Source organism: Mesorhizobium sp. C264A (assembly GCF_040324515.1).
Lineage (GTDB): Bacteria > Pseudomonadota > Alphaproteobacteria > Rhizobiales > Rhizobiaceae > Mesorhizobium.
Window position 1 is genome coordinate 625,856 of record NZ_JAMYVY010000002.1, and the last position, 16,652, is coordinate 642,507.

The 16,652-nt window shown below is 63.5% G+C and carries 13 protein-coding genes; 7 read left to right on the forward strand and 6 right to left on the reverse strand.

What is annotated here, in order from left to right:
- Positions 1–2 precede the first annotated feature (2 nt).
- Both NKL04_RS22065 and NKL04_RS22070 read left to right on the forward strand, forming a co-directional pair.
- Positions 3–887 (forward strand): phosphotransferase family protein, encoded by an 885-nt coding sequence (locus NKL04_RS22065; RefSeq protein ID WP_031209794.1) that lies wholly within the window; start codon positions 3–5, stop codon positions 885–887.
- Positions 884–3,337 carry a GcvT family protein gene (locus NKL04_RS22070; RefSeq protein ID WP_023702651.1) on the forward strand — a complete coding sequence of 818 codons (2,454 nt, stop codon included), beginning with the start codon at positions 884–886 and terminating at the stop codon, positions 3,335–3,337. Before NKL04_RS22065 ends, NKL04_RS22070 begins: the two co-directional genes overlap by 4 nt.
- A 12-nt stretch (positions 3,338–3,349) precedes the next feature.
- Here the strand turns inward: NKL04_RS22070 and NKL04_RS22075 are convergent, their stop codons facing one another.
- Complete coding sequence (locus tag NKL04_RS22075; RefSeq protein ID WP_023692639.1) at positions 3,350–3,982, reverse strand: class I SAM-dependent DNA methyltransferase; 633 nt, start codon at positions 3,980–3,982, stop codon at positions 3,350–3,352.
- A 106-nt stretch (positions 3,983–4,088) separates the two neighbouring features.
- Between NKL04_RS22075 and NKL04_RS22080 the strand changes: the two genes are divergently transcribed.
- The gene (locus tag NKL04_RS22080; RefSeq protein ID WP_023702650.1) at positions 4,089–5,063 is read left to right on the forward strand and encodes a phosphotransferase family protein; all 975 of its coding nucleotides are present in this window, start codon (positions 4,089–4,091) and stop codon (positions 5,061–5,063) included.
- On the opposite strand, the gene NKL04_RS22085 is transcribed toward NKL04_RS22080, so the two are convergent.
- Positions 4,993–5,916, reverse strand: a complete 924-nt coding sequence (locus NKL04_RS22085; RefSeq protein ID WP_023702649.1) for a DMT family transporter — start codon at positions 5,914–5,916, stop codon at positions 4,993–4,995. The genes NKL04_RS22080 and NKL04_RS22085 overlap by 71 nt on opposite strands.
- Positions 5,917–5,988: 72 nt before the next feature.
- On the reverse strand, positions 5,989–7,269 hold the full coding sequence (locus tag NKL04_RS22090) for an amidohydrolase family protein (RefSeq protein WP_023702648.1): 1,281 nt from the start codon (positions 7,267–7,269) through the stop codon (positions 5,989–5,991).
- A 175-nt stretch (positions 7,270–7,444) separates the two neighbouring features.
- On the opposite strand from NKL04_RS22090, the gene NKL04_RS22095 reads away from it, so the two are divergent.
- Together NKL04_RS22095 and NKL04_RS22100 are read left to right on the forward strand one after the other, a co-directional pair.
- Entirely contained in the window at positions 7,445–9,202 is a 1,758-nt protein-coding gene (locus NKL04_RS22095) for an ABC transporter ATP-binding protein (protein WP_023702647.1), read from the forward strand.
- Positions 9,203–9,256: 54 nt separating this feature from the next.
- The gene (locus NKL04_RS22100; protein ID WP_156033682.1) at positions 9,257–9,727 is read left to right on the forward strand and encodes a hypothetical protein; all 471 of its coding nucleotides are present in this window, start codon (positions 9,257–9,259) and stop codon (positions 9,725–9,727) included.
- Between the two features lie 10 nt (positions 9,728–9,737).
- On the opposite strand, the gene ilvD is transcribed toward NKL04_RS22100, so the two are convergent.
- Positions 9,738–11,582 carry a dihydroxy-acid dehydratase gene (gene ilvD / locus NKL04_RS22105; RefSeq protein ID WP_023702645.1) on the reverse strand — a complete coding sequence of 615 codons (1,845 nt, stop codon included), beginning with the start codon at positions 11,580–11,582 and terminating at the stop codon, positions 9,738–9,740.
- A gap of 270 nt (positions 11,583–11,852) precedes the next feature.
- Between ilvD and NKL04_RS22110 the strand changes: the two genes are divergently transcribed.
- The gene (locus NKL04_RS22110; RefSeq protein ID WP_023688814.1) at positions 11,853–12,323 is read left to right on the forward strand and encodes a VOC family protein; all 471 of its coding nucleotides are present in this window, start codon (positions 11,853–11,855) and stop codon (positions 12,321–12,323) included.
- An 83-nt stretch (positions 12,324–12,406) separates the two neighbouring features.
- Here NKL04_RS22110 and NKL04_RS22115 read toward each other — a convergent pair whose 3' ends face one another.
- Complete coding sequence (locus NKL04_RS22115; protein WP_023712617.1) at positions 12,407–13,999, reverse strand: peptide chain release factor 3; 1,593 nt, start codon at positions 13,997–13,999, stop codon at positions 12,407–12,409.
- Positions 14,000–14,139: 140 nt separating this feature from the next.
- On the opposite strand from NKL04_RS22115, the gene NKL04_RS22120 reads away from it, so the two are divergent.
- Positions 14,140–15,213: an NAD(P)/FAD-dependent oxidoreductase gene (locus NKL04_RS22120; protein ID WP_352724389.1), complete on the forward strand. Its 1,074-nt coding sequence runs from the start codon at positions 14,140–14,142 to the stop codon at positions 15,211–15,213.
- Here the strand turns inward: NKL04_RS22120 and NKL04_RS22125 are convergent.
- A complete protein-coding gene (locus NKL04_RS22125; RefSeq protein ID WP_023702641.1) occupies positions 15,207–16,580 on the reverse strand; it encodes an amidase in 1,374 nt (457 codons plus the stop codon). The two genes, NKL04_RS22120 and NKL04_RS22125, sit on opposite strands and share 7 nt — an antisense overlap.
- Between the last annotated feature and the right edge of the window lie 72 nt (positions 16,581–16,652).

Consider the following 16,652-nt stretch of genomic DNA (forward strand, 5'->3'; position numbering starts at 1 on the left):
CCGTGACTGCTGAAGACCGCATCCGGACCTTGCCTTGCTGGAACGGCAACATCGACATTGCGCCGCTGCCGGGCGGCCTCAGCAACGCCAATTATCTGGTCAAGGACGCAGCCGGGCGGCATGTCGTGCGCTTCGGCCAGGACTATCCATTTCACCACGTCTTTCGCGACCGCGAGGTGATGACGGCCCGCGCGGCGCACGCCGCAGGCTTCGCGCCGGCGGTCCGCCATTCCGAACCCGGCATTATGGTCACGGAATTCCTCGGCGCGAAAACCTTTGTCGCCGAGGATGTGCGCGCCAATATCGGCCGCGTCGCAGCCCTTATGCGCGGGTTCCATCGCGAGATGCCCAATCACATCTCCGGCGCCGGCTTCATGTTCTGGGTCTTCCATGTCATCCGCGACTATGCGCGAACGCTGAGCGAAGGCGGCAGCCGCAAGCGGGACGAGCTGCCCAGGCTGCTGGCGCTGGCCGACGAACTGGAGCGGGCGCAGAAGCTGCTGCCGATCGTGTTCGGCCACAATGATCTTTTGCCGGCAAATATCCTCGACGATGGCGACAGGTTGTGGCTCATCGATTTCGAATATGCCGGTTTCAACACCGCGATGTTCGATCTTGCCGGCGTTGCCTCCAACGCCGAGATGAGCGACGCGGAGTCCTTCACTTTCCTCACGGCGTATTTCATGCGCGAGCCGGATGAGGCGATCCGCCGCTCGCACGCGGCCATGCAATGCGCCTCGCTGCTGCGCGAGGCGATGTGGAGCATGGTTTCCGAACTTTACCTCGACGCGCCCGGCATCGACTACGTCGCCTACACCGCGGAGAACCTGACGCGGCTCGACGGGGCGCTGGACAATTACCGCACGAAGTACGGGACACAGTCATGACATTGCCTACACATGCCGGCATCGTCGTCATCGGCGGCGGCATTATCGGCTGTTCGACGGCCTATCACCTGGCGCGCGACCACAAGGCCGATGTCGTGCTGCTGGAACAGGGCAAGCTGACCTCGGGTTCGACCTGGCATGCGGCCGGGCTGGTCGGCCAGTTGCGCTCGTCGGCCTCGATCACCCGCGTGCTCAAATATTCGGTCGAGCTCTACAAGGGACTGGAAGCCGAAACCGGGCTCGCTACCGGCTGGAAGATGACCGGGTGCCTCAGGCTTGCGACCAATGCCGACCGCTGGACCGAATATAAACGGCTGGCGACGACGGCCAGGAGCTTCGGCATGGACATGCAGTTGCTGTCGCCGGGGGAGGTCAAAAAGATGTGGCCGCTGCTGGAGACCGGCGACCTCGTCGGCGCCTCCTGGCTGCCGACCGATGGGCAGGCCAGCCCCTCCGACATCACGCAGTCGCTGGCCAAGGGCGCGCGCATGCATGGCGCCAAGCTGTTCGAGGACGTCCGCGTTACCGGCTTTGACATGACGGACGGGCACATCACCGCGGTGAAGACCAACAAGGGCGACATTGCTTGCGACAAGGTGGTGAACTGCGCCGGGCAATGGGCACGCCAGGTCGGCGCGATGGCCGGCATTTCCGTGCCGCTGCAACCGGTCAAGCACCAGTACATCATCACCGAGAAGATCGACGGGCTGGCGACCGACGCGCCGACAATCCGCGATCCCGACCGCCGTACCTATTTCAAGGAAGAGGTCGGCGGGCTGGTGATGGGCGGCTATGAGCCGAACCCGCAGGCCTGGGCGACCGGCCTGCCCGGCGGCGATGTCCCCGATGACTGGGAGTTCCGCCTGTTCGACGACGACTACGATCATTTCGAACAGCATATGAGCCAGGCGATCGCGCGCGTGCCGGCGCTGGAGACGGTCGGCGTCAAGCAGATGATCAACGGGCCGGAGAGTTTTACGCCGGACGGCAATTTCATCCTCGGTGTCGCGCCCGAATGCGCCAACATGTTCGTCGGCGCCGGCTTCAACGCCTTCGGCATCGCTTCCGGCGGCGGCGCCGGCTGGGTGCTGGCGCAATGGGTTGTCGATGGTGAAGGGCCGCTCGACCTTTGGGTGGTCGACATCAGGCGCTTTTCCAATTTGCACCGCGACCGGCAATGGGTCAGCGATCGCACGCTGGAAGCCTATGGCAAGCATTACACGATCGGCTTTCCGCATGAGGAGTACGTCTCGGGCCGGCCGCGCATCGTCTCGCCGCTCTACGAGCGGCTGAAAGCGCACCGCGCGGTGTTCGGCTCCAAGCTCGGCTGGGAACGGCCGAACTGGTTCGCGCCGCAGGGCGCCACATCCGAAGACATTTATTCCATGGGCCGGCAGAACTGGTTTGGCCCGGTCGGCGAGGAGCATCGCCATGTGCGCGAGAAAGTCGGCATCTTCGACCAGTCGTCCTTCGCCAAATACGAAATGACGGGTTCGGATGCGGCTAAGGCGCTGGACTGGATCTGCGCCAACGATGTCGCCAAGCCGGTGGGACGGCTGACCTACACGCAGCTTCTCAACACGCGCGGCGGCATCGAGGCCGATTTGACGGTGGCCAGGCTCGCCGAAGACAAATTCTACATCGTGACCGGCACCGGCTTCCGCACGCATGATCTCTCCTGGATCGGCGACCATGTCGGCAAGGGTCTCGACGTGACGCTGAAAGATGTCACTGAGGATTTCGGCACGCTGTCACTGATGGGACCGCGGGCCCGCGACGTTCTGGCTGCCGTGACCGATGCCGATGTCTCGAACGCCGCCTTCCCGTTCGGCCATATCCGCGAGATCACGACTGCCGGCCATACGGTTCGGGCGCTGCGCGTCACCTATGTCGGCGAGCTTGGTTGGGAATTGCATGTGCCGATCGCCGCCACCGGCGAGATTTTCGACACGCTGATGGCGGCAGGCAAGCCGCACGGCATCCGGCCGATCGGCTACCGGGCGCTGGAATCACTTCGGCTGGAGAAAGGCTACCGCGCCTGGGGCTCCGACATCACCCCCAACGACACGCCTCAGGAGGCCGGCCTCGGCTGGGCGGTGAAGCTGAGGAAGAACACCGATTTCGTCGGCCGGCGGGCGCTCGAAAAGATCAGCGGCGCCGACCTGAAGAAACGCTTTGCCGGCTTCACGGTCGACGATCCCGATATCGTGCTGGTCGGGCGCGAGACGATTTTGCGCAATGGCGAACCGGTCGGCTATCTCACCAGCGGCGGTTATGGCTACACGCTGGCTAAGAACATCGGCTATGGCTATGTCCGCAACGCCGATGGCGTCAGCGACGATTTTCTCAGCTCAGGGGACTATGAGCTGGTGGTCGCGATGGAACGGACGCCGGCCAACATTCATCTCGAACCGATGTACGATTCTTCGATGAGCAGGATCAAGGCGTAGACGAAACCTGGATTAGCTCACACGGAGTACAAGGCCGCGGCTGGGCACGGTGTCAGCCTCGCCCGGCATCGAAACATAAGGCGCAGTCTCCTCGGCACGAACGACCCTGACCTCAGCCTCGAGCGCAGCGATGCGATCGGCAAAGCCGGCGTTCCACAGCGTGTTCTTGATGGTCAGCACGATGACGCCACCGGGACGGCAGACGCGGATCAGTTCGTCCAGCCCCTCGGCGCCGACATGGCCGGAGGTGAAAACGCCGGCCGAGACGATGCCGGCATAGGCATTGTCGGCAAAGGGCAGTGGCCCGCCGAGCGCCAGGCAATGCAGCGCCGAATAGACGCCCTTTGCCGCCGCTTTAGACAGCATGCCTTGCGAAATATCGAGCGCTTCGACCTGGGGATAGCCGGTGATGGCTAGCCACTCGCCGATCAGCCCGGTGCCGGCGCCGGCGTCGAGAAGCGGTGCGGCGCCGCGCGGCAGATGCCGTGCGAGCAGGGCCAGGCAGATCGTCGGATGGCGGTAGCCGGCGGCCGACATGTCGGCATCGTAGGTTTCCGACCAACTGTCATAGATCGCGGCGACGTCCTCGGGCCGTTGCGCCGCATAGGCGGCGCCAAGCCCGCCATGATCCTTGTTGCCCGCCATGGCTGTTTCTCCGCCAGCTCGCTGCTCACCCTCGATCGGATGATAGCCAAACGGCGAAAACTGTGGAACCGTTGTCGCAAGAAATAACACGCCAGGGGCAACAGGCATGGGGACCGACGAGGCACGCGCAACACTTGCGGCAATTCCGGCATTAGCGGGCTACGACGGACCGCTGGAGCGGCTGGGCGGGATGACCAATCTCGTCTTTCGGGCCGGCGATATCTGCCTGCGTATCCCCGGCAAAGGCACCGAGGAGTATATCAACCGCGCTAATGAGGCGGTGGCGGCGCGTGAGGCGGCCAAAGCGGGCGTCAGTCCCGAGGTGCTGCATGTCGACCCCGCGACAGGCGTGCTGGCGAGCCGCTTCGTTGCCGGCGCCGTGACGATGTCGCCGGAAAAGTTCAAGCTGCGCGCCGGCAGCCCGGCCCGCGCCGGCGAAGCCTTCCGCAGGCTGCACGCGTCCGGTGCGGTGTTTCCGTTCCGCTTCGAGCTGTTTGCGATGATCGACGACTATCTCAAGGTCTTATCGACCAAGGACGTCGCCTTGCCGCCGGGCTACCACGACGTGGTGCGCGAATCCGACACCGTGCGTGCCGCCCTTGCCGCGCATAGACTGCCGCTTGCGGCCTGCCATTGCGATCCGCTGTGCGAGAATTTTCTCGATACGGGCGAGCGGATGTGGATCGTCGACTGGGAATATTCGGGGATGAACGATCCGCTCTGGGACCTCGGCGACCTCTCGGTCGAAGGCCGGTTCGACACCGCGCAAGAGGAAGAGATGATGCGCGCCTATTTCGGCGGCGAGGCGAAACCGGCCGAGCGCGGCCGCGTCGTTATCTACAAGGCGATGTGCGACCTGTTGTGGACGTTGTGGGGGCTGATCCAGCTTGCCAACAACAACCCGGTCGAGGACTTCCGCGCCTATGCCGACGGCCGCTTCGCCCGTTGCAAGGCGCTGATGGAAACGCCTGAGTTTTCACGGCATCTGGCGGCGGTGCGCCAAGGTGAGGTCAATTCACGCCTTTCGGCACGTTCTCCGGCGGCACGACTGTTTCGACCACCTTCTGGCGGTGGAAGATGAACAGGCCGGCGAGCACGACGATGGCCGAGCCGATCAGGATGCGCGGTCCCGGCACGTCGCCGAAGAATGCCAGGCCGAAGATCACCGCCCATAGAAGCAGGCTGTAGTGCAGCGGCGCCAGCGTCGAGGCAGGGGCCAGTTTCAGCGCCCTGGTAATCATCAGATGCGCGCTGCAGGAGACGATGCCGAGCAGGAGCATGGCGCCGAAATCGAGTGCCGAGGGCGTCTGCCAGGCGCCTATGGTCATCACGCCGCCGACCAGCAGCGTGCCGATAGTCTGCCAGGTGACCAGCGTTGTGTCGCTGGTGCCGCGCAGGCGGCGGCTGAGGATGATGGCAAAGGCGAAGGCGATGCTGCCGACCAGCGCGAACAGCGAGGACTGCGAAAACGCCGCCGAAGAGGGTTTCAAGATGATCAGCACGCCGCAGAAGCCGACCAGGATGGCGGCCCAGCGGCGCCAGCCGACCTTTTCGCCGAGCAGGAAATGCGACAGCGCCGCCACATAGATCGGCCCGGCCATGTAGAAGCTCATCACGTCGGCAAGCGGAAGATAGACGACGGCGGCATAGAACAGCGCCGTGTCCGCCGTGGTCGCCAGCACGCGAAGAATCTGGAGGACCGGCCGCTCCATCTGGAACAGTCTGCCGGCGCCCTGGTTGGCGATCATCGGGCCGAGCACGATGAAGGCCCCGATCGATCGGATCAGCACCACCTGGCCGACCGAGAAGCTGGCGACCAGCCATTTGCCCATCGCGTCGTTCAGCGCGAACATGAAGTCGCCGGCCAGCATCAAAAGGATGCCGGCCAGAAGCGCGTTCCTGATGGTAAAGGTGCGGACGAGCGACTGGGCCATGCGGCTCCCTAGCTGCAAGCGGCCGCTTTGACGAGGCAAATCGGTAAGACCAGCGGCGGAAATCGGCTGTTTCTACGCAGTTTTGTGCCGCCGGTTCACCTGTCCGGGACGGCCGGCGATCGACAGCCGTGTCTCCTGTTTCGTGCGCTCGGCCACCACCTTGCCCCTGGCGACGACGCACAGCCGTTCGGCACGCAGCCTCAAGGCCTCGATCGGGTTGCCTGCATCGAGGATGACGAAGCTGGCGCGCTTGCCCACGGCAAGGCCGAGATGATCGAGGCCCATGATGGCGGCGTTGACATTGGTGACCATGTCGAAGCAGCGTGCCATGTCGGCAGGGCTCGACATCTGAGCGACGTGAAGCCCCATGAAGGCGACGTCGAGCATGTCGGCGGTGCCCAGCGAATACCAGGGGTCGAGAACGCAATCCTGGCCCCAACCGACGCGGATGCCGAGCGCCAGCATCTCCTTCACCCGGGTCATTCCGCGGCGTTTGGGAAACGTGTCGTGGCGGCCCTGCAGCATGATGTTGATCAGCGGATTGGGGATCGCCGACACACCGGCCTCGGCAATCAGCGGCAGCAGCTTGGAGACGTAGTAATTGTCCATCGAGTGCATTGAAGTCAGATGCGAGCCGGCTACCTTGCCCTGCAGGCCAAGGCGCTGCGTCTCATAGGCAAGCTGCTCGATGTGGCGCGACAGCGGATCGTCGGTCTCGTCGCAATGCAGGTCGACCATCAGCCCGCGCTTCGCCGCGATTTCGCACAATTCGGTCACCGAGCGCGTGCCGTCGGCCATGGTGCGTTCGAAATGCGGGATGCCGCCGACGATGTCGACGCCCATGTCGAGCGCGCGCAGCGTGTTCTGGCGCGCCGTCGGCGAACGGTAGAAGCCATCCTGCGGGAAAGCGACCAGTTGCAGATCGATATAGGGCGCGACAATCTTCTTGACGTCGAGCAGCGCCTCGACCGCCAGCAGCCGGTCGTCGCAGACATCGACATGGGTACGGATGGCGAGCAGGCCCATCGAGACCGCCCAGTCGCAATAGGCGAGCGCCCGCTCGCGCACCGCGTCATGCGTCAAGAGCGGCTTCAGCTCGCCCCATAGCGAAATGCCCTCCAGCAGCGTACCCGAAGCGTTGATGCGTGGAATGCCGTAGGACAGCGTTGCATCCATATGGAAATGCGGATCGACGAAGGGCGGCGAGATCAGATTGCCACGGGCGTCGATCGACGTGCCGGCGCTGACATGCAGTTCGGGCTCGATGGCGACGATCGTCTCGCCGATGATGCCGAGGTCGGCGACGGTGCCGTCGGGCAGCGTTCCGCCGCGCACAACAAGGTCGAAATCCATCTGTCGTCATCTCCCCGCAGATCAATCGCCGCAATCGTGGCGCAAAAGACACCGTGCCGCAGCCGATTGTCTCCGCGACAGCGAAAGGTTCCATCCGGCCACAACTCGCTCTATAAGCCGCCTTTCGCCCTGGTGGCGAATCCGAAATTCGTCAGTCAGGCATGGGATCGGCCATTTGTTTCGCTTCTTCCGTTCGACGGAAAACCAGCGCCTTATCGCAAGGCTTTTGCGGGAATCCTTTCACGCGCATAGATTTGGCTACGCTGCGGCCATTCTGTCGATGCTGGTTGTGGCGGCAACGACAGCAGCCAGCGCCTATATGCTGCGCGAAATCACCAATGAATTCGTAGTTTACAAGAGGATTGGGCAGGTCAATCTGATCGCGGCGGCGACCGGAGCGATTTTCATTCTCAAGGGCTTCGCAAACTTCATCCAGGCCTACTTCATGAGCAGGGTCGGCAATGCCATCATCGCCGACCGGCAGCGCAAGATCTATGACAGCATTCTCGCGCAAGGCATCGAATTCTATCATTCGACCTCTTCGTCCGAACTGATTTCGCGCATGACGAACAATGCCCAGGCCGCGCGCAGCGTGCTCGACCAAATCGTCACGTCCTATGTTCGCGACCTGGTGACGCTGGCTGCGCTGGTGGGGGTGATGGTCTGGCAGCAGCCGGCGCTGTCCCTGATCTGTCTGGTGATCGGGCCGATCGCCATTTACGGCGTCAATCGTATCCTGAAGCGCGTCCGAAAAATTGCCTCGCAAGAATTCCGTTCGCTCGGCCAGATCGTGCAGGTGATGCAGGAAACTGCGATCGGCGTGCGCGTCGTCAAATCCTTCGGCCTCGAAGGCGCCATGCGGAAGCGCATGTACAAGGCCGTGTCGGACGTGGAGAGCCGCGCCAACAACATCGCCACGCTGGAGGCCGCCACCAGCCCGGTTATGGAAACGCTTGCGGGGCTGGCCATCGCTGGCGCCGTTTTTGTCAGCGGCTTCCTGGTTCTGGGCGGCGGCGGTCAGATGCCGGGCAACATCATGGCCTTCATCGCGGCGCTGCTGTTGGCCTATGAGCCGGCCAAGCGCCTGGCCCGCGTACGCATCTCGCTTGAAACCGGCATTGTCGGCGTGCGCATGATGTTCCAGCTCGCCGACCGGCCGCTGACGCTGGCCGAAAAGCCGGATGCAAAGCCGCTGCGGGCCGGGCCGGGCGAGATCCATTTCGACAATGTCAGCTTCGCCTACCCCGAAAGCTCGCCGGTGTTCGAGGGACTGGACCTGACGCTTGCCGCCGGCAAAATGACGGCGCTGGTCGGACCCTCGGGCAGCGGCAAGTCGACCATCCTCAACCTGATCATGCGCATGTACGACCCGCAGGTCGGCAGGGTGATGTTCGACGGGCAGGACATTTCTTGTGCCACGCTCACCTCGGTCAGGGAAAAGATCGCCTATGTCAGCCAGGACACGTTCCTGTTTGCCGGCACGATCATGCACAACATCAGGCTCGGGCGCGAGGGCGCCACGGACGAGGAAGTAATGGCCGCCGCAAGGGCCGCCAATGCACATGACTTCATCAGCGCCCAGGCGAAAGGGTACGACACGGATGTCGGCGAGAATGGCGCGCTGCTGTCAGGCGGCCAGCGCCAGCGCATCTCGATCGCGCGCGCCATGCTGCGCAATGCCGAAATCCTGCTGCTAGACGAGGCGACCAGCGCGCTCGACGCCGAATCCGAGGCGCTTTTCCGCGACGCGCTGCAGCAGCTGACGGTCGGGCGCACCACCATCGTCATTGCCCACCGCCTGTCGACCGTGCACCAGGCCGACACGATCGTGGTGCTGGAGGCCGGCAAGGTGGTGGAAAGCGGCGCGCATCGCACGCTGCTCAACCAAGGCGGGCTGTATCAGAAGCTTTATGAATATCAGTTGATGCCATAACGGAGTGCGAGTATGCGCGCTGCTCGGTTCATGTCCTTTCTACGATCCGTCTTGTTGGGCACCTTTGCCGCGCAATCTCCTGCCATGGCTCTCGACTACGACAAGGCGCATCACCTCGACGCGGAGAACCTCGCCGAACAAGGAATCGCAAAGACCTACCAAGAAGTTTTGCCCGAGCTTCGGCAATATGTGAAAGACCCAATCGCAATCGAGGAAAGCGTAGACATGTACGCTTCACGATATGCCGTGCGCTCGGCTGGCCAGGAGTTCGTGATATACGCCCCGGATAGTGTGGGCAGCGAAGACAAAAGCTGGGGCACGGCCACTTATGTCTTCTTCAAAATCATCAATGACCAACTCACCCATTCGGGCGTGCGATACTACGCGCTCAACGGTGGAAACGACCTGTTCGGCATCTTCTTGACACCATCACAGGCGGAAGACGCAAAGCGATCGCTGCCAACCCGCACGGATTGGCCCTATCTTCCCGATCCGAAATCGCCTTGGTACGGCCAGTACCACTAGCCGGGCTGGATCACTCCGGCACGTGCCGCACCGCGCCCTTGTCGGCGCTGGTGGCGAAGGCGGCGTAAGCGCGCAGCGCGGTCGTCACCTTGCGCTTGCGCTTTTCCTCGGGCTTCCAGGCCATGGCGCCCTTTGCCTCCATGGCCGCGCGGCGCGCGTCGAGTTCAGCGTCGCTGACAGCAAGCCGGATCGTGCGGTTGGGGATGTCGATCTCGATCGTATCGCCTTCCTGCACCAGTCCGATCGTGCCGCCTTCCGCTGCTTCGGGCGAGGCATGGCCGATCGACAGGCCTGATGTGCCGCCGGAGAAGCGGCCGTCGGTGACCAGCGCGCAGGCTTTGCCGAGGCCTTTCGACTTCAGATAGCTCGTGGGGTAGAGCATTTCCTGCATGCCGGGGCCGCCACGCGGCCCTTCATAGCGGATGACGACGACATCGCCGGCCTTGATCTCGTTGGACAGGATCGCTTTGACGGAAGCGTCCTGGCTTTCGAACACGCGGGCCGGGCCGGTGAACTTCAGGATCGACTCGTCGACGCCGGCCGTCTTCACGATGCAGCCGTCGAGCGCCAGATTGCCTTTCAGCACGGCAAGGCCGCCGTCTCTCGAGAACGGCGTCTCGGCTGAGCGGATGACGCCCTTCTCGCGGTCGAGGTCGAGCTCGTCCCAGCGGCGGTCCTGGCTGAAGGCGACCTGTGTCGGCACGCCACCCGGAGCGGCGAGAAAGAAGTCGCGGACGCTCTGGCTTGAGGTGCGGGAAATGTCCCAATGGTCGAGCGCTTCGCCGAGGCTTGCCGTATGCACCGTCGGCAGGTTGCGGTTGAGCAGCCCGGCATTGTCGAGCTGGCCGAGGATCGCCATGATGCCGCCGGCACGATGGACATCTTCCATATGCACGTCGGACTTGGCCGGTGCGACCTTGCACAGCACCGGAACGCGGCGTGACAGCCGGTCGATGTCTTCCATGGTGAAATCGACCTCGCCCTCATGGGCGGCGGCCAGGATATGCAGCACGGTGTTGGTCGAGCCGCCCATGGCGATATCGAGCGTCATGGCGTTCTCGAAGGCGCCTTTGGAGGCGATGCTGCGCGGCAGTGCCGACTCATCATCCTGCTCGTAGTAGCGCTGGGCGAGATCGACGATGAGATGGCCGGCCTCGACGAACAGCCGCTTGCGGTCGGCGTGGGTTGCCAGGGTCGAGCCGTTGCCGGGTAGCGACAGGCCGAGCGCCTCGGTCAGGCAATTCATCGAATTGGCGGTGAACATGCCGGAGCACGAGCCGCAGGTCGGGCAGGCCGAGCGTTCGATGACCTTGACGTCCTCGTCGGAGATCTTGTCGTCGGCGGCGGCAACCATGGCGTCGACCAGGTCGAGCGCTTGTGTCTTGCCGGCGAGCACCACCTTGCCGGCTTCCATCGGCCCCCCGGAGACGAAGACGCTTGGGATATTGAGGCGCAAGGAGGCCATCAGCATGCCGGGCGTGATCTTGTCGCAATTGGAGATGCAGACCATGGCATCGGCGCAATGCGCGTTGACCATATATTCGACCGAGTCCGCGATCAGCTCGCGCGACGGCAGCGAATAGAGCATGCCGTCATGGCCCATGGCGATGCCGTCATCGACGGCGATGGTGTTGAATTCCTTGGCGACGCCGCCGGCCTTCTCGATCTCGCGCGCCACCAGCTGGCCAAGGTCTTTCAGATGGACATGACCCGGCACGAACTGGGTGAAGGAATTGACCACCGCGATGATCGGCTTGCCGAAATCCGAATCCTTCATGCCGGTGGCGCGCCACAGGCCGCGGGCGCCGGCCATGTTGCGGCCGTGGGTGGTGGTGCGGGAGCGATAGGCAGGCATGAATTTTCCTTGGCTGGCTGGCTGCGCCCGGTGCGGAGCGTGGCGGCGCGGAACTTGGATCGCAGGGTTTATAGACCGGCAAGTATGGTCTGGCCACTTTTTTGCAATGCGCCAGAGTCTCGCTGAAAATCAGGGTTTCGAAAAAGATTGCCGGCCAGTGTCGGATCGCTAGCCCGGCATCCGTCCTTGGACGACGGCAAGGGAATGGCACCATTTCTATAAGTCAGCAGCTTCACCTGTAACCGCAACCAAACACCCGAGGAGCATGACATGCAAAAGATCACCACCTGCCTGTGGTTCGATGGCCAGGCCGAAGAGGCGATGAATTTCTACGTCTCCATCTTCAAGAATTCGAAGGTGCTGAGCGTGCTGCGTTGGCCCGAAGGCCAAGCCGATGCCGGCAAGGCGCTGGTGACCACGTTCGAACTCGACGGCGTGCAGTTCCAGGCACTCAACGGCGGACCGCAATTCAAGTTCAACGAGGCGATGTCACAGTCGATCGACTGCAAGACCCAGGAAGAGGTCGATTATTTCTGGGACAAGCTCATCGAAGGCGGCGGCGAACCGTCGCAATGCAGCTGGCTGAAGGACAAGTTCGGCGTCTCCTGGCAAGTCGTGCCGGAGCAACTGCCGCGCCTGCTTCTGGATCCGGACCGGGCCAAGGCCGGGCGGGTGATGTCGGCGATGATGCAGATGAGCAAGATCGATATCGCCAAGATCGAGGAAGCTGCCAAAGGCTGAGTGAAGCCCTCAACGCCTCGCTGCCCCTCATCCGCGCTTCGGGCACCTTCTCCCAGTGAACGGGGAGAAGGCAAGATGGCGCCTTACGCCGCCTTGTCGCGGACCTGGTAGTCCTTGACGGTTGCGAAGCGGATCGCCTTCCAGCGTTCGGCTTCGTAGTTCAGCGAGAAGGCGTGCTGGGCCAGAAACACAGGGTCGTTGTCGAGGTCGCGGGCGATGTCGCCGCGATGCGCTTCGATGAAGCGAAGCGTCTCGCCCTTGTCGTCGGCCGAGATCCAGCGGCAGACCGAGAAGCGCGACATTTCGAATTCGACCGGCAGCGTGTATTCGAAATTCAGCCGCTCCTTCAAGACGTCGAGCTGCAACGCGCCGACGACACCGACGATGGCCGGCGAGCCGTCTTCCGGCGAAAACAGCTGCACGACGCCTTCCTCGGCCATCTGGTGCAGCGCTTCCTTGAGTTTTTTCGCCTTCATCGCGTCGCCGAGGCGCACACGGCGCAGGATTTCCGGCGCGAAGTTAGGTACGCCGCGGAACAGTATCTCCTCGCCTTCGGTCAGCGTATCGCCGATACGCAGCGTGCCGTGGTTGGGAATGCCGACGACATCGCCGGCAAACGCTTCGTCGGCGGTGACGCGGGTGCGGGCAAAGAAGAACTGCGGCGCCGACAGGCTCATCGGCTTGCCGGTGCGCACCAGCTTGGCCTTCATGCCGCGCTCGAGCTTGCCCGAACAGACGCGCACGAAGGCGATGCGGTCGCGATGGTTGGGGTCCATATTGGCCTGGATCTTGAACACGAAGGACGTCATCTTCTCCTCCGTCGCCTCGACCTTGCGGGTGTCTGCCTCCTGCGCGCGCGGCGGCGGCCCGAAGGCGCCGAGCGCCTCGATCAGGTCGCGCACGCCGTAATTGCGCAGCGCGGAGCCGAAATAGACCGGTGTCAGATGGCCTTCTCGGAAGGCGTCGATGTCGAGCGGGCGGCAAGCTTCGCGCGCGAGCTCCAGCTCCTCGATGAAGGCCTCGCGCTCGTTTTCCGGCAGCAGGCCGGCGACGCGGTTGGAGTCGGGGCCGTTGACCGGCGTGCGGTCTTTCTCGGCATCGCCCCTGCGCACAGCGTTGAGCGCCAGGTGGTAGGTGCCGGCAAAAGTCTTGCCGCGGCCGATCGGCCAGGTGATGGGGGCGGTGTCCAGCGCCAACTTCTGCTCGATCTCGTCGAGAATTTCGAACGGGTCGCGGCTTTCGCGGTCCATCTTGTTGATGAAGGTGATGATCGGGATGTCGCGCAGCCGGCAGACTTCGAACAGTTTCAGCGTGCGCGGCTCGATGCCCTTGGCGGCGTCGATGACCATGACGGCCGAGTCGACCGCCGAGAGCGTACGATAGGTGTCGTCGGCGAAATCCTCGTGACCTGGCGTGTCGAGCAGGTTGAAGACATTGTCCTCGTATTCGAAGGTCATCACCGAAGTGACGACCGAAATGCCGCGCTCGCGCTCGATCTTCATCCAGTCGGACCGGGTCTGGATGCGGTCCTTCTTGGCCTTGACCTCGCCGGCAAGCTGGATGGCGCCGCCGAACAGCAGCAGCTTTTCGGTGAGCGTCGTCTTGCCGGCGTCGGGGTGGGCGATGATCGCGAAAGTGCGGCGGCGCGATACCGCCTGTTCGATGTCTTCAGCCAATTTCTGGAATCCTGTCTGTGGCGCGGGCTTCTAGCAGCGCATTGCCAGCCTGTCGACCGTTTCGGGCCGGCAGGCCTCGACCGCCCTTGAGCTTAACCCGCTGCGGTGGCATCAGAGGAGCCCATTTTGAGAGGTCCGGTATGAGCAGCGCTAAAGAAGTCATCGTCATCGGCGCCGGCATTGTCGGCGCTTCCATCGCCTGGCACCTGACCAAGGCTGGCGCGCGGGTGACGGTGGTTTCGGAGAGCGGCGCGGGCGGTATCGCCACACCCAATTCCTTTGCCTGGATCAATGCCAGCTGGGGCAATCCCGAAATCTATTTTCGGCTGCGCATCCGTGCGATGGCCGAATGGAAGCGGCTGGCAAACGAGCTGCCCGGCCTGCCGCTCGCCTGGTGCGGCGGGCTGTGCTGGGATCTGCCGGCCGACAGGCTCGAAGCCTACGCGGCTGAGCACGCTTCCTGGGGTTACGGCATCGAACGCGTCGACGCCGGGCGGGCAGCGCAAATCGAGCCCAATCTCGTCGAGCCGCCGGAATTCGCTATCTATGTCGCGGAAGAAGGCGTGGCCGAACCGGTCGCAGCGGCCAAGGCGCTGCTGGCCGACGCAGAACGGCAAGGTGCGCGCGTTCTCTCCAGTTCTGTAACCGCACTTGTCCAGACCGATGGCAGGATTGCCGGTGTCGATACATCGCATGGGCTGATGCCAGCCGAAGAGGTGGTGATTGCAGCCGGTGTCGGGGCGCCCGATATTGCCGCTACCGTCGGCATCAAGCTGCCGATCGAGACGCCGCCCGGTCTGATCGTCCACTCGCAGCCCTACAAGAAGCTCCTCAACGGGCTGGTGCATGCCGAAAAGCTGCATATGCGCCAGACGGCGGAGGGCCGCATCATCGCCGGCTCGGATTTCGCGGGGAGCGATCCCGGTGAGAATCCCGACGCCACGGCGCGCGAGCTGTTTGCAGCAATGAAGGCGGCTTTGCGCGGCGCCGACGAACTGGAATTTGATTTCCACACGGTTGGCTACCGGCCGACGCCGATCGACGGCTTTCCGATCATCGGCCGCGCCGAGGGCACGGAAGGTCTCTATGTCGCCGTCATGCATTCCGGCATAACGCTGGCGCCCGCGGTCGGGCTGTTCGCCACGCGCGAAATTCTCGACGGCGAGCGTGATCCGCTGCTGACGCCTTATGGGTTGGGTCGGTTTGCTCAGTAGCCCGGCGGACGCTTGAAGCCGCCGGTGAACGCTTCGATCGCCTTGGCGATGCCGAGCAGCCGCGATTCCGACCAGCGCTTGCCAACCAGTTGCAGGCCGATGGGCAGGCCGTCGCGGTCTTGCCCGCAGGGCAGCGAGAGTGCCGGATGGCCGGAATAGTTGAAGACCGCGCCATAGGCCGGTAGCATCCAATAGCTTTGCTCCTTGCCGTCGACTTCGATCGGCGTGCCGGGCTCACAATGCGCGAAGGCCGTGGTCATGGCGACCGGGCACAGCAAGGCATCGCAGGTTTCGAAGAACCTGTCCCAGGCCAGGATGGAGCGGTCGCGGCGAGCGAGCGCCTCGAACCAATTGGTGATCGGCGTTGGCTGCTCCGGTGGTTCGGGCTGCGCTGCCTCCAACATCATGCCGATCAGATCGCCGCCCTGCTCCAGATCGTCATGCAGATCGATCTCAGGCAAGTTCGCTTCTTCCACAATCACCCCTGCTGATTGCAACCGCTTGGCCAGGATTTCGACTGCGGCAGCGATTTTGCCAGCCACCGGAAAGCCGGGAAAGGACGGCGCGGCGGCGATGCGCAATGTCTTGAGGTCGAGCCTGGGCATGGCCTCTACGGGCACCGGCGCGAGGTCGGTGTCTGCTCCGTCCGGGCCGGCGATGATTTTGTAGATCAGCGCAAGATCGTCCACGCTGCGCGCCAGCGGGCCGAGGCAGGACATCAACCGCACGCTTCGCGCCGCGCCGTTCGGATCGGGGAAGGCGCCGGCCAGCGACACGCGGTGCTCGGTCGGTTTCAACCCGTAGACACCGCAAAAAGCCGACGGCAGGCGGATCGAATCCTGCATGTCGGTTCCGACATCGAACGGCGTCATGCCGGTCGCCACCGCTGCCGCGGCGCCACCGCTGGACCCGCCTGACGTGCGCGAGCGGTTCCACGGATTGCTGGTGCGACCGAACAGCGGGTTGTCCGACTGCCAATCGCCCAGCATGGTCGCGACATTGGTTTTGCCTATCAGGACGCCGCCTGCGGCTTTCAATCGGGAGACGACCGGGCTGTCCGATTTTGCCGTATGGTTGGCGAAAGGCGGGAAACCGACCGTGGTCTCCATGTCGGCCGTTTCGTGCGTATCCTTCAGGGTGAAGGGCACGCCATGCAGCGGGCCGAGCGCATCGCCATGCGCCAATGCCACGTCGGCGTTTTCAGCGCGCTCACGGGCGCCTTCGCGGTCGAGATTGACGATGGCGTTGACGGCCTCGTTGTGTCGGTCGATTTGGACCAGATGGGCGTCCAGAGCTTCGACGGCGGAGATCTTTCGCGCCGCGATTGCGGCGGCGAGATCGATGGTCGAGGAAAAGGCGAGGTCCATGATTGCTCCGGCTGCTGCCAAACGTATTGTGGTTTAAAACCAAGTTCAGCATTCGGAGATCATTGGTGCTTG

Coding starts and splice junctions, on each gene's coding strand:
- NKL04_RS22080 (WP_023702650.1), top strand. CDS start 4,089: ATGGGGACCGACGAGGCACGCGCAACACTTGCGGCAATTCCGGCATTA.
- NKL04_RS22085 (WP_023702649.1), bottom strand. CDS start 5,916: ATGGCCCAGTCGCTCGTCCGCACCTTTACCATCAGGAACGCGCTTCTG.
- NKL04_RS22075 (WP_023692639.1), bottom strand. CDS start 3,982: ATGGCGGGCAACAAGGATCATGGCGGGCTTGGCGCCGCCTATGCGGCG.
- NKL04_RS22120 (WP_352724389.1), top strand. CDS start 14,140: ATGAGCAGCGCTAAAGAAGTCATCGTCATCGGCGCCGGCATTGTCGGC.
- NKL04_RS22125 (WP_023702641.1), bottom strand. CDS start 16,580: ATGGACCTCGCCTTTTCCTCGACCATCGATCTCGCCGCCGCAATCGCG.
- ilvD (WP_023702645.1), bottom strand. CDS start 11,582: ATGCCTGCCTATCGCTCCCGCACCACCACCCACGGCCGCAACATGGCC.
- NKL04_RS22090 (WP_023702648.1), bottom strand. CDS start 7,269: ATGGATTTCGACCTTGTTGTGCGCGGCGGAACGCTGCCCGACGGCACC.
- NKL04_RS22110 (WP_023688814.1), top strand. CDS start 11,853: ATGCAAAAGATCACCACCTGCCTGTGGTTCGATGGCCAGGCCGAAGAG.
- NKL04_RS22070 (WP_023702651.1), top strand. CDS start 884: ATGACATTGCCTACACATGCCGGCATCGTCGTCATCGGCGGCGGCATT.